The organism is Streptomyces sp. NBC_00045 (assembly GCF_045041095.1).
In the GTDB taxonomy this organism is placed as follows: domain Bacteria; phylum Actinomycetota; class Actinomycetes; order Streptomycetales; family Streptomycetaceae; genus Streptomyces.
This window is the reverse complement of sequence record NZ_CP108271.1, coordinates 6,998,012-7,010,488: the sequence shown is the minus strand read 5'-3', so window position 1 is coordinate 7,010,488 and position 12,477 is coordinate 6,998,012. Positions and strand designations below refer to the sequence as shown.

Below are 12,477 nucleotides of genomic sequence, written 5' to 3'. Positions count from 1 at the left end.
GAAGCTCAGGACAGACACGTGGTGCTGATTCCGTTGTTGTTGGCCTTGGTGAACCAGAAGTCGCTGATCAGGCCGCGGCGGCGGAGGTCCTCGGCCCAGACGGTGGCCTCGTCGGTCCTCCGGGTGAAGGCGAAGCAGGCCGGGCCGGTCACGCTGAGCGCGATCGCGTCCACGGCGGGCGCCGCGCGCCCGGCCTCCAGGACGCTGGTCACGGCCTCGCCCTGGAAGGCGATCTGCGCCTGCTTGAAGTGGCCGGTGAAGGTGATCTCGTTGACGGCGGCGCAGAACGCCTCGTAGTCCTGCTCCAGCACGGCCGGGGCCAGGCCCATGAAGACCAGGTGCGAGGTGCGCCAGGACTCCTGCGGCGGGATCGGCGTGACCCGCTGGAACCAGTCGAGTTCCTCCTGGCCGCCGAGGTGGCGGCCCTGGGTGAGCAGGACGAGGATCGGCCAGTCGGGGAAGTCGAGCCGGACCACCGGCCGGGGCGGGGCGACGTCTTGGGCGAACCGGCTGGGCCGCAGGTAGGTGTGCGGCGCCTCGGTGAACTCCGGCGGGTTGCGGTGCCCGCCGTCCACTAGGAATCCGCCGAGCTCGGCGAGGCCCGTGCTGGCCCCGGAGGTGCGGCCGCGGCCCAGGGTGCGTGCGAGTTCGCGCAGGTCGGTGTCCTGGCCGCAGAGCCGTCCGTACGCGTGACCGACGGCGAGCAGGGTGTTGGTCTTCGAGCCGAAGCCGCTGTGCTGGGGCAGCGGCCGGGTGACGGTCACCCGGGCCGGCGGCCCGTCCCACAGCTTGCGCAGGGTCTCGACGGCGCGGGCCACCTCGCGGGTGGTCTCCTCGGCGGTGCCGGTCACCTCGGTGACCCCGTCGGCGGCGGGCCGCACCTCGGCGGTGAGTCCCGGCCGGTCCACGGCCATCGCTGCGATGCCGTTGCGGCGCATCGACGTGGCGTCGAGGCTGATCAGGGTGAAGCTCAGACGGGCCGGGGCGGACACCCGTACGGCCGTCCCGGGTTCGATGGGCGGTTGAATCGCCACGGCGATATCTCCTCGTCGGTGGTCGGTCAGAGCCCGGTGCGGTCGCCCAGGGCGGCACCGGTGACCTCGGCGAACTCCTGGACGGCGGCGGACAGGCGGGCCCGCGCGGCGGCGTCCGGGCCGGTCCACAGCGCGGTCAGCGCGGCGTACACCTCGGAGGTCGCGGCCACCGCGGCAGCGCCCAGCGGCTCCGGGCGCGGCCACCGGTCGCGGGGCAGGCCGTCCTCGATGTGCTGCTGGACGCGCTCGCGCAGGCCGGGGTGCAGGCAGCGCAGGAGTTCCTTGCAGACCGGTACGCCGTCGTAGTAGAAGCGGTTCTCGTCAGGGGTGCCCGCGTGGTCGATCACGATCGGCTCGCCGTCCGCGTCGAAGCCGTACTCGGCCTTGCCGTCCACGAGTTCCAGCCCGACGGCCGTGCAGTGTGCGGTGAGCACCGGGGCGAGCTGCCCGGTGAGCTTCTCGATCCGGGCGATGTCCTCAAGCGTGATCCGGCCGACGGCCGCGGCCTCTTCGCGGGTGACGAAGCGGTCGGTCTCCTCGAACTTGGTGGTGAACTCGACCATGACCTCGGCCAGCCACGGGGAACCGGGCTCCTGCCGGTCCGGCACCAGGGCCGGGTCGAGGCGGCCCGCCGCGACCCGGCGGTGCACCGAGGACTCCCGGGCCAGGGCGTTGCGGTAGACGACCTGGAGCGGGATCATCCCGCCGGGGCCGGTCCGGGGCCTGGTGCCCTCGAAGTCGATGTCGAGGAGCTTGATCCGGATGGCGTTGTCGGAGACCTGCTCCACGAAGTGCGTGCCGATCCCGGCCTCGTGCATGAGGCCGAAGGACCGGACGGCCATGGCGCAGGACGCCTTGCCCTTGCCGGGGATCTCGTCCGGCATGACGCCGAAGTCGTAGACGGAGTAGCGGTCCGTGAAGGTCAGGATGCCGTCGCCGGGCCGACCGTCGCGGGGTGGTGTCAGTGTGTACAGATCCTTGGTGGACCAACGCTTCATCGGCTCTTCTCTTCCTGGAGTGCGCCCGGGCGGGGCCCACGGCGGCGCGGTGTTCACCCGGAGTTGAAGACGATCGAGGCGGTCCGGATGTGACACCCGGACGCCCCGGCCCCGGCGCGGCGGCCACCCGGAGACGTCACCCGGGGGGTCGGTCACCTCACCCGGGGTCGGGAGTGAACCCGAACACCCGCCCGTACAGCTCCAGTTCGGTCCGCAGGGTCCGCGCCACCGTCTCCGCGCCGCGGAAACCGTGCCCCTCCCCCTCGAACACCTCGTACGTGTGCTCCACGTCCGAGCCCGCCAGCCGCTCCAGCAGCCGTTCGGCCTGGCTCGGCGGGCAGATCGCGTCCCGGGACCCCTGGAAGAGCGCGAACGGGGCCCGGATGCCGGCTGCGCCGTGCACCGGGGAGCGGCGGGTGTATGCGTCCCGGTGCTGCGGCCAGGGGCCGATCAGCGTCTCGGCGTAGCGGGATTCGAAGTCGTGCGTGGTGCGCTGCCAGGTGTCCGCGTCCAGCACCGGAAAGTGGATGGCCGCGGCCCGGTACAGCTCCGGTTCGGCGATCAGCGAGGCGGCGGCGGTCCAGCCGCCCGCGCTCGCGCCCCGTATCGCGAGGCGCTGCGGGTCGGCGAGCCCTTCGGCCACCAGTCCGCGGGCGGCCGTGGCGCAGTCCCGTACGTCCACCACGCCCCAGCCGCCGCGCAGCCGGTCCCGGTACGCCCGCCCGTGGCCGGTGGAGCCGCCGTACTGGACGTCGAGGACGCCGATGCCCCGGCTGGTGAAGAAGGCGATGTGCGGATGCGGGGTCATGTGGGTGCGGTTGGTGGGGCCTCCGTGCACCAGCACCACGTAGGGCGGGAGTTCGCCGTCGGGGCCCCGGTGGCCGGGGTGGTGGGGCGGGTAGACGTGGGCGTGCACCTCCTCGCCGTCGGGGCCGTGGTAGGCCCGCCGGAAGGGGGCGGGCCACAGCTCGGCGTGCTCTCGGGAGGGGGGCCGCAGGACCTCCACCCGGCCGCCGGGAGCGCGGGGGTCCAGCAGTACCACCGTGGGCCGGTGTGCAGGGCCGGCCGCGACGGCGGCGATCCGCCGCCCGTCGGTCGCGGGCGAGTGCCACTCGGTGTACGGCCCGTCCGGATCGAGTACGGTCAGCTCGCCGTCGGGGGCCAGGAGCGCGGGGCGGCGGCCGCCGGTGCCGCGCAGCACGGCGAGGGTGCCGTCGTACAGCGGCAGGAACCAGCGGGAGCCGACGCGCCAGAGCGCTTCGGCGTACTCCTGCGGCTCGGCGCGCAGGGGTCGGGAGCCGCCGTTCCGGTCGATCTCGTACGGGTTCCACCAACCGTCGGGGTCGGTGACGGCGAACAGCCGTCCGGTGCCGTCGGCGGACCATTCCGCCTGGGCGACGGACCGGCCCGGGCCGCCCGCGACCCGTACGGCGGGCCCGAGCAGACCCCCGGGGGAGATCTCGGCGACCATCAGGTCCGTACGGTCCCAGGGCATGTCCGGGTGGTCCCAGCCCAGCCAGGCGACCCGGTCCCCGCCGGGCGCGATGCGCGGGCCGGTCAGGAACCGGTGGCCCGCGGCCAGCACCCGGACCGCCCCCGGGTCCTCGGCGGCGGTGCCGTCCAGCGGCAGGGCCACGAGCTCGCGCCGGACGTCGGGGGCTTCCTCGGCGCCGGTCCCCGGCAGGGTCTCCCGTACGCACCACAGCTCGGTGCCGCGGACCGCGAAGTCCCCGTAGCGGTGGACCGCTCCGGGGCCGGCGGGCGGGCTGAGCGGCGCGGGCGGGGCGCCGGGCCGCCACCGGTGGACCCGCTGGTCGGCACCGTCGCTGAAGACGATGCCGTCGCCGGGCAGGCCGGAGACCGGCAGCCAGGGCCGGGCCCCGTACTCGTTGAACCGGCTGCGCACGTCCCGGCCGCCCGGCAGCACCTCCTCCGGCGTGCCGTCCGGTCCGCGCCGCACGAGTGCGCTGCGGCCGCCGTCGTGGGCCAGCGGCTCGGTCCACCACACCTCGTCGCCGACGAAGTCCAGCCACTCGGGCAGGGCGGCCCCGCGGGCCACGTCGTGGGCGGCCAGCGCCGACCGCCAGCTTCCGTAGGGTGCCTGGTTCCGGGCGTCGGACACGGTGTTCTCACTCCTCGGTGGGCTACGGGCGGCGGTCGGCGAGCAGCAGGCCGATCAGCGCGCCGACCGCGTCCTCGTCGTTCGAGGGCAGGACGAGGCCGGCTGCGCGCCGGACCTCCTCGGGCGCGTTCGCGGGGGCGGCTCCCAGTCCGGCCAGGTGCAGCATGGAAAGGTCGTTGAGCCCGTCCCCGACGGCCACCGCCTCGGCCGGGTCCACGCCGAGTTCGACGCAGAGCCAGCGCAGGGCCTCGGCCTTGCCGGTGCCGGGCGGGACGAGCTCGACGAACCCGCCGCCCGAGGCGGTGGCGGTCGCGGTCGCGCCCACCGCGCGCTGGACCTCGGCGACGACGGCCGGGCCGCAGCCGGTTCCGGTGTGGACGAGCAGCTTGGGGACCGGGCCGGGCAGGTCGAGCCGGTCCGCGCCGCAACAGTGGCTGACGTTCGTCCAGTGGGTGGCGGCGGCGCGCGGGAAGGGGTCGAGGATGACCGTGCGGTCCATCAGGTCCAGCGCGCAGGACCAGTGGGGCGAGGCTGCGCGGACGGCTTCGAGGAGCTGCGGGACCCGGTCGGGGGCGAAGCCGAGGACCCGGCGCGGTCCGGCCTCGCCGGGCGCGTGGATCACCGCCCCGTTGCTGTACGCCCAGTACGCCGAGTCCGGTATCCGGCCGGTCACCGCGGCGGGCACGTCACGGCCGGGCCGGGCGGTGATGACGGCGAGGGCCAGTCCGGCGTCCCGGGCCCGGAACAGGGCGGCGGAGACCGGTTCGGTGAGCCGACCGCGGGAGTCCAGCAGGGTTCCGTCGAGGTCGCAGGCGAGCAGCCGGGGCCGGGGACCGCCGCCCGGTGCCGGGGTCACCCGGCCGCCGACGCGGTGGTGGTCCGCCGGGCCGCGGTCTCGGGCAGCATGTGGCACAGCAGCAGGAAGCCGACCCCGAGCAGGGCGCAGAGCCCGGTCGAGGCGGTCGCGGTGCCCGGGCCGATGTATTCCAGGACCAGTCCGGCGAGGGCCGAGCCGAGGGCGGTGCCGGTCGTGAGCAGGGTGATCAACCAGGCGAAGGCTTCGGTGACGGTGCCTTCGGGGGCCAGGGCGTCCACGAGGGTGAAGGACACCACCAGCAGCGGGGACAGGAAGAAGCCGGTGGACAGGCAGACCAGGGCCATGACGGCGGGCGGGGCCATGAGGGCGACCAGCAGGTAGGTGACGGTCAGACCGGCGCCGAAGAGCACCGCCTGGGCGGTCGGGGCCAGGTTCCACCGGCTGCGACCGTAGACCACGGCGCCGACGAGCGCCCCGCACGCGGACAGCGCGAGCAGGGTGCCGGCCCCGCCGGGCAGCGGATGGCGTTCGGCGTAGGCCACGGCGCCGATGTTGAGGCCGCCGATGGCCGCCCCCGCTCCGGCCAGCCCGAGGAAGAGCAGGACCAGCGCGCGGCTGCGCAGCGGGCCGAGCCAGTCGCGGGTGCCGGGGCTCCCCCGCCATTGCCGGGAGGGGCGCGAGGTGGCCATGACGAGGGTTCCGCCGAGGCAGAGGGCCGCGGAGAACACCACGGCGGCCTCCGGCGGGCCGAGGGCCACGGTGGCGGAGACGAGCAGGGGGCCGCCGATGAAGACGAGTTCCTGGGCGGCGGCGTCCATGGAGTAGGCGCGCTGGAGGTTGTCCTGGCCCACGAGGACCGGCCACAGGGCGCGTAGGCAGGGCTCCAGGGGCGGGGTGGCCGCCCCGGCCAGGACCGCGCCGGTGAGCACCGCAGTACGGGAGGACGGCGCGAGGGCTATCAGCAGGATGCCGCAGCAGGACAGCACGGCGCTGGCGAGCAGGACGTACGTCTGTCCCCAGCGGTCCACCATGCGGCCGAGCACCGGTCCCCCGACGGCCCCCGCCACGGCGAGGACCGCCGTGGCCAGGCCGACGAAACGGAAGTCGGCGTCGTGGGCGCGCAGGGTGAGGGTCATGGCGAGGGCCGTCATGGCGGTGGGCAGCCGTCCGATCAGCGCGCCGCCGAGGGCGTGCGGAACGGACGGCCGGCGCAGCAGGGCCGCGTAGCTCACGTGCTGTTCTCCTGGTCGGGGAATTGCCGGTCGGAAACTTCGTCGAGGAACCGCAGCGAAAGGCCCGTCACGGCCTCGCTGCGGAGCCTCAGTTCGATCTCTGCCAGGCCCGAGCGGTGCTGCTGGGCCGGGTCACCGCTGAGCGGTATCCACAGCCAGCCGCTGTCGAGCCAGGCGTTGCCCACGGTCTCCGCGTCGCGGGCGGTGCGAATGGCCGGGGCGACGCGTTCCGGGATGTCCGGGACGTTCACCGCGCAGACTCCGCCGTCGGGGGCGAAGCCCACCGAGGCCACCGCCCGGAAGCCGATGGGGGTTTCCCCGGCCGGTCCGGTCGGTGGGGACTGGCCGTCCGCGGGGTCCCCGGTGGGGGTCCGCACGGCTTCCAGTACTCCGGATTCCGCGTCCCATTCCGTGATGAAGGTTCGTGGCGCCATCACAACGCTCCCGTCAGGTCATAAGGGGAACTGGATCACTCACACATGCTGGAGCCGCTCGAAGCCGACGGCGGGCGGGGTGCCGAGCCGCGCCGGCCGCAGTTCGACCTCGCCGAGGACGGTGTCGGCGGGGGCGGCGACCACCCAGGACACCACCGAGGCCACCGACTCCACGCTCATCTTGAGTTCGGAGAAGTCGTCGTCGAAATTGCGGATGGCACCGGGATTGAGCAGGGTGGTCCGCACACCGTTCGGGCGTTCTTCCATCAGCAGCACTTCGGCCACCGATTTCAGCGCCGCCTTGGTCGCGCAGTACGCCATGCCGCCCTCGAAGGGCCGGTCCCCGGCGTGCGAACCCATCAGGACGATGTGCCCGCCGGCCTCCCGCAGGGCGGGCAGCGCCGCCTGGACGACGCGGACGTTGGCGGTGAGGTTCACCGCCAACGCCTCGTCCCACACCTGCGGGTCGAGCTCGTCGACGCGGCCCAGGCCCCGCGTCACCGCGTTCAGGACCAGCAGGTCCAGCGCGGGCACGTCGGCCAGGACCGTGCGGGCGGCTTCGAACGCGGCCTGCCCGTCGCCGAGATCGGCCGTGACCGGGTCACGGTGGTCCGCACAGGAAGTCCGGTTGAGGCAGCGGACGGCGAACCCGTCGGCCGTCAGGCGTTCGCGGATGGCCCGACCGGTCCCCCGGTTCGAGCCCGTCACCAGTGCCCGCCGCTCAGCCACGGGTGATGAGCCGCATCAGCTCGGTCCACCGCTTGACGATCTCGTCGCCCGAGACGCCCTGGCGGAACAGGTCCTTGTCGTAGCACTCTCCCGCGGCGGAGCGCAGCCGCATGCAGTCGGGCGATATCTCCGAGTTGATGACCAGTCCGCGCTCCGCGTCGGGCGCGATGATCAGGCAGAAGTCCCAGAGTTCCAGGGGCTCCAGGAGAGCGCGCAGCACCGTGTTGCAGTGCTGTGCGGCGGCCCGGTACGCGTCCACGTCGAGGCCGAGCAGCCGTAGGTAGTCCTCGCCGATCGGCTGGTCCTCGGGGTCGGTCCGGTAGTCGAACTTGACCACCGGGCGGTCGAGCACCTGCCCCTCGGTGAACAGCCCGGGGTACTTGCGGATGGTCGAGCCGGTGGCCCGGTTCTTGACGATGACCTCGAACGGCGTGGACGGCCGGTAGTCGGCCAGGTACGTGAGCGGTCCGGTGCGCTCGCGGAAGACCGTGTGCACGCCCTCGGCGGCCAGCAGGCCCGAGACGTGCTCGTAGAAGTCGAGCCGCAACTCACCCGTGCCGTCGATCAGTTCGTTGCGGTCGTACGTGAAGCTGCTCAGCGAGGGGATCAGTTCGACCAGGCAGGTGTCCTCGTCGACGAGCCACACGTTCTTGCTGCGTCCCGAGACGTCGGGGGCCTTGGACATCAGATCCATCACATCGGAATGCACGCCTCAAATCCATTCTGGTTCGTCCGGCGAACCCATAGGAAGGGAAAGACGGCAGCCCCGTACGCAGGGCAGGCCGTATTGAAACGTTCGACTCCGGGCCGCGTGACAGACGGGACAGCACGCCTGGCCGAGGGAGGGACTCGCTCGCGTTGCACGTGAACGAAAGAGAATGGCTGCGCCCCGCACGGGGGGCCGAGCCTCACTGAATTGCACCCTAGTCGGGCCGTTGAGTGATCGTCAACAGTCCTGTCGGGCGTGAGCAGGGTTATTCAACAGGCCGTGCACTGGCGGGAATTCGACGTTTCATACGGCGACGGCGAGGCGCAGCTTGCGGCGCCCCGCGAACAGGAGCAGCACGGTGACCGAGACGCCGAGCGCCCCGCAGGCGGCGCCCCAGTGCTCGCCGGTGCCCTGGAGCACCCAGCCGGTGATCGCGGAGCCCAGGGAGGTGCCCGAGGCGAACAGGGTGATCAGCCAGGCGAAGGCCTCGGTGGTGGTGCCGGCCGGGGCCAGCTCGCCCACCAGCATGAAGGTGGTGGCCAGCAGCGGCGCCAGGAACAGGCCGGTCATCACCAGCAGCGGGCCCATCAGCACGGCCGGGGGCAGCGTGATCAGCAGGGCGTAGCCGGCCAGCAGGCACAGGGCCAGGACCAGCGCCCGCTTCGGCAGCGGAGCCGTCCACTTCCGGGCCCCGTAGACGAGTACGCCGATCAGTGAGCCGGCGGCGTGCAGCGCCAGCAGTCCGGGGGCGCCGCCGGGGAACGAGCGCAGTTCCGCGTAGTGGACGACCAGGATGTTGAGGGTGCCGATGGCGAAGCCGACGCCGGCCAGGCAGACGAGCAGCAGGACCAGTCCGCGTTCCCGGAGCGGGCCGAGCCAGTCGGTGGACCGGGCGGCGGTGCGCCACCGACGGGACGGGCCGGAGGTGGCGACCACCAGCACGCCGGCGACACCGAGGACGGCCTGGGCCCAGAGCACGGTGGCGGGCGAGGCCACCGCCACCGTCCCGGCCACCACCAGGGGGCCGGCGACGAAGACGAGCTCCTGGGCGCTGGAGTCCAGGGCGTAGGCGGACTCCAGATCGTCGGAGGGGACGAGATCCGGCCACATCGCACGCAGGCAGGGCTCCAGCGGGGGCGTCGCCGCTCCGGCCACGGCGGCGCCCAGGATCACCAGTGCCCGCTGGTCGGGGGCCACGGCCACGGCTATGAACCCGGCCGCCGCGAGCAGCGCCGTGACCAGCAGGACCAGGGTCTGGCCGCGCCGGTCCACCAGCCGGCCCACGAGCGGGGCGCCCACTGCGGCGGAGAGGGCGAAGGTGCCCGCCGCCAGACCGACGAAGCCGTACGGCGCCCCGGCGTCCCGCAGTGCGAGAGGTACGGCGAGGGCGGCCATCGCGGACGGTAGCCGGCCCACCCAGCTGCCGGTGAGCAGCCGGAACACCGACGGGCGCCGAAGTATGTGTAAGTAGGGCATGCGCGGTCCTTCTTCAGGGTGCCGGAGCCGGCGGCAGGGCCTCGGCGATGAGTTGGGCGAGGTGGGTGCCCCGGCGGTCGGTCTGCTGGGCGATCTGGGTGCGGCAGCTGAATCCGTCGGCCAGGACGCGGGTGTCCGGGTCCGCGGACCGTACGGCGGGCAGCAGTCCCTGTTCGCCGACGGCCACGGAGATCTCGTAATGGCCGCGCTCGAAACCGAAGTTGCCGGCCAGCCCGCAGCAGCCGGAGCCGACGACCGTGTTGTCCACGCCCATCCGGCGCAGCAGCGCGGCGTCGGCGCCGAAGCCGGAGGTGGCGTGCTGGTGGCAGTGCGTCTGGCTGATGGACTCGGCCCCGATCTCGGGGGGCTCCCAGTCGGCGGCCCGCTGCATCAGCAGTTCCGCGAGGGTGAGGGTGGCTGCGGCCAGTGCCTTCGCGTCCTCGTCCCGGCCGAGCAGTTCGGGCAGGTCGGAGCGGAGGGCGGCGGTGCAGCTGGGTTCCAGGCCGACGACGGGCATGCCCGCCCGCACGGCGGGGGCGAGCGCGGCGGTGGTCCGCCGGGCGATCCGCCGGGCGACCCCCAGTTGTCCAGTGGTGATCCAGGTGAGGCCGCAGCACTGGGTGCCGTCGGGCACCCGGACGGTGAACCCGGCGTCCTCCAGCACGACCACCGCGGCCTGGAGGACCTCCGGCGAGAAGTGGTTGTTGAACGAGTCCACCCACAGCATCACCGGCCCGCGGTGTCCGTCGCCGCCGGGTACGCGCCCCCGGAACCAGGAGAGGAAGGTCCGGTCCGCGAACCGCGGCAGGGTGCGTTGCCCGGCGATCCCGCCGAGCCGTTTGACGAGCGGGGCCAGCCGGGAGCCCAGGACGGCGTTGGCCAGGCCCGGGGCCCGGGAGGCGGCCCGGGACAGCAGGGGCAGCCAGCCCATGGTGTAGTGCGAGGCGGGGCGGATCCGCCCCTTGTAGTGGTGGTGCAGGAACTCCGACTTGTACGTGGCCACGTCGACGCCGACGGGGCAGTCGGTGCTGCACCCCTTGCAGGACAGGCACAGGTCGAGGACGTCCCGCACCTCGGTGGACCGCCAGCCGTCCGTGATGACCTCGCCCTGGGTCATCTCGTACAGCACCCGGGCGCGTCCCCGGGTGGAGTCCTTCTCGTCCCCGGTGACCCGGAAGCTGGGGCACATGACACCCGTGCCGTGGTCGGCGGAGGCGCGGCACTTGCCGACGCCGACGCACCGGCGGGTGGCCTTCGCGAAGTCCCCGTCGTCGGCGTGGTAGGCGAAGGTCGTGGCCAGCGGGAGCGGGGGGCGGTGCGGGCTGATGCGCAGGTGCCCGTCGACCGGCGAGGGCCGGACGATGATGCCCGGGTTGAGGCCGTTGTCGGGGTCCCAGACGTCCTTGAACCGCTCGAACAGGTCGATGGCCTCCGGGGAGTACATGAGGGGCAGGAATTCGGAACGGGCCTTGCCGTCGCCGTGCTCCCCCGACAGCGAGCCGCCGTGCCCGGCGATCAACCGGGCGAGCTCCGCGCCGAAGGCCCGGAAGACGGCGGTCCCTTCCTCGCTGGTGAAGTCGAAGTCGATCCGTACGTGCAGGCAGCCTTCGCCGAAGTGCCCGTAGAGGGCGCCCGTGAGGCCGTGGCTCTCCATCAGGGCCCCGAACTCCCGCAGATAGGAGCCGAGCCGCTCGGGCGGGACCGCCGAGTCCTCCCAACCGGGCCAGGCCTCCGACCCGTCGGCCCGGCGGGTGGCCAGCCCGGCGCCGTCCTCCCGGATGCGCCACAGCCGGCGGGCGTCGGCCGGATCGGCGACGACCCGGCCGCCGGTGAAACCGGTCGCCTTCCCCGCGGTCGCCAGGAGATCCTCGGCACGTTCGGCCAACTCGGATGGTTCTGCGCCCAGTTCCGCGAAGAGCCAGGCGTGCCCGGCCGGCAGGGTATCGATGGCGGCGCGGGTCTCGGGCCGGGTCACCACGTCGGTCAGGGCCTGGTCGAGGCCCTCCAGGGCGAGGAGTTCGTGCCCGAGCAGCGGGACCACGGCCTCCGCCGCCGCGTACGCGTCCTCGAAGCCGAGGACCACCAGGGTCCGCGCGGGCGGCGGCTCGATCAGCCGGACGGTGGCGGACAGCACCAGCGCCAGGGTGCCCTCGCTGCCCACGAACGCCCGGGCGAGGTTGAACCGGCGCTCGGGCAGCAGGTGTTCCAGCGCGTACCCGGACACCTGGCGGGGGAACCGGCCGAACTCGGTGCGCAGCGTGGCGAGGTTGTCCCCGGCGAGGGCGGCCAGGGCTCCGATGAGGCCGGCCCGGTCGTCGCCGACCGCTACGGCCCGGTCGATCTCCTCGCGGCTCATCTCACCCAGCCGGACGACGGTCCCGCGGTAGGTGACGACCTCCAACTCGACCACGTTGTCCGAGGTGCGGCCCCACGCGAGGGAGTGGGTGCCGCAGGCGTTGTTCCCGATCATGCCGCCGAGGGTGCAGCGGCTGTGGGTGGAGGGATCGGCGCCGAAGAGCAGGCCGTGTCCGGCCGCCGCGTCCTGGAGGTCGTCCAGCACGATGCCGGGCTGGACGGTGGCGGTACGGGCCTGGGGGTCCAGGCCGAGGAGCCGGTTGAAGGAGCGGGAGAAGTCCAGCACGACGCCCGCGCCGACCGCCTGGCCGGAGGTGCTGGTCCCCGCGCCCCGCGCGGTGACGGACACCCCCAGCTCCCGGCACACCGCCAGCGCGTTGAGGACGTGCGCCCGCTCCCGGGGGAAGACCACGGCCAGCGGGATCTGCCGGTAGTTGGATGCGTCGGCGGAGTACTGTGCGCGGCGGCCCGGATCCCCGGACACCTCCCCGCAGTCCGCCTCCGTGAGCGCCCGCGCCACGGCCGCCGCGTCAGGTCCCCCGGGGTCGGGGGAAGTCGCCGCCACGGGTGC

At 73.6% G+C, this 12,477-nt stretch carries 10 protein-coding genes; all 10 read right to left on the bottom strand.

The features are described from left to right. Window positions 1-5 precede the first annotated feature (5 nt). Complete coding sequence (locus tag OHA65_RS32430) at window positions 6-1,034, bottom strand: beta-ribofuranosylaminobenzene 5'-phosphate synthase family protein (protein WP_327279697.1); 1,029 nt, start codon at window positions 1,032-1,034, stop codon at window positions 6-8. Window positions 1,035-1,060: 26 nt separating this feature from the next. Then, window positions 1,061-2,032: a phosphoribosylaminoimidazolesuccinocarboxamide synthase gene (locus OHA65_RS32425; protein WP_327279696.1), complete on the bottom strand. Its 972-nt coding sequence runs from the start codon at window positions 2,030-2,032 to the stop codon at window positions 1,061-1,063. A gap of 157 nt (window positions 2,033-2,189) precedes the next feature. Further along, window positions 2,190-4,154, bottom strand: coding sequence for a prolyl oligopeptidase family serine peptidase (locus OHA65_RS32420; protein WP_405762998.1), 1,965 nt, complete (start codon window positions 4,152-4,154; stop codon window positions 2,190-2,192). 22 nt (window positions 4,155-4,176) lie between these two features. Further along, window positions 4,177-5,010 carry an HAD family hydrolase gene (locus tag OHA65_RS32415; RefSeq protein ID WP_327279694.1) on the bottom strand — a complete coding sequence of 278 codons (834 nt, stop codon included), beginning with the start codon at window positions 5,008-5,010 and terminating at the stop codon, window positions 4,177-4,179. Further along, on the bottom strand, window positions 5,007-6,203 hold the full coding sequence (locus tag OHA65_RS32410) for an MFS transporter (RefSeq protein WP_329315247.1): 1,197 nt from the start codon (window positions 6,201-6,203) through the stop codon (window positions 5,007-5,009). The genes OHA65_RS32415 and OHA65_RS32410 overlap by 4 nt, the downstream gene beginning before the upstream one ends. Then, entirely contained in the window at window positions 6,200-6,637 is a 438-nt protein-coding gene (locus tag OHA65_RS32405; protein WP_327279692.1) for a hypothetical protein, read from the bottom strand. The genes OHA65_RS32410 and OHA65_RS32405 overlap by 4 nt, the downstream gene beginning before the upstream one ends. Before the next feature lie 39 nt (window positions 6,638-6,676). Then, the gene (locus OHA65_RS32400) at window positions 6,677-7,366 is read right to left on the bottom strand and encodes an SDR family oxidoreductase (protein WP_405762996.1); all 690 of its coding nucleotides are present in this window, start codon (window positions 7,364-7,366) and stop codon (window positions 6,677-6,679) included. Next, window positions 7,359-8,075 (bottom strand): phosphoribosylaminoimidazolesuccinocarboxamide synthase, encoded by a 717-nt coding sequence (locus OHA65_RS32395; RefSeq protein WP_405762994.1) that lies wholly within the window; start codon window positions 8,073-8,075, stop codon window positions 7,359-7,361. The genes OHA65_RS32400 and OHA65_RS32395 overlap by 8 nt, the downstream gene beginning before the upstream one ends. A gap of 303 nt (window positions 8,076-8,378) precedes the next feature. Continuing rightward, a complete protein-coding gene (locus OHA65_RS32390; protein ID WP_405762992.1) occupies window positions 8,379-9,551 on the bottom strand; it encodes an MFS transporter in 1,173 nt (390 codons plus the stop codon). Window positions 9,552-9,564: 13 nt separating this feature from the next. Beyond that, window positions 9,565-12,471, bottom strand: coding sequence for an FAD-linked oxidase C-terminal domain-containing protein (locus OHA65_RS32385; RefSeq protein WP_327279688.1), 2,907 nt, complete (start codon window positions 12,469-12,471; stop codon window positions 9,565-9,567). Between the last annotated feature and the right edge of the window lie 6 nt (window positions 12,472-12,477).

What these genes read in the sequence shown, in the direction of transcription:
- OHA65_RS32425 (WP_327279696.1), bottom strand. Translation starts at nt 2,032, where the DNA reads ATGAAGCGTTGGTCCACCAAGGATCTGTACACACTGACACCACCCCGC.
- OHA65_RS32390 (WP_405762992.1), bottom strand. Translation starts at nt 9,551, where the DNA reads ATGCCCTACTTACACATACTTCGGCGCCCGTCGGTGTTCCGGCTGCTC.
- OHA65_RS32405 (WP_327279692.1), bottom strand. Translation starts at nt 6,637, where the DNA reads ATGGCGCCACGAACCTTCATCACGGAATGGGACGCGGAATCCGGAGTA.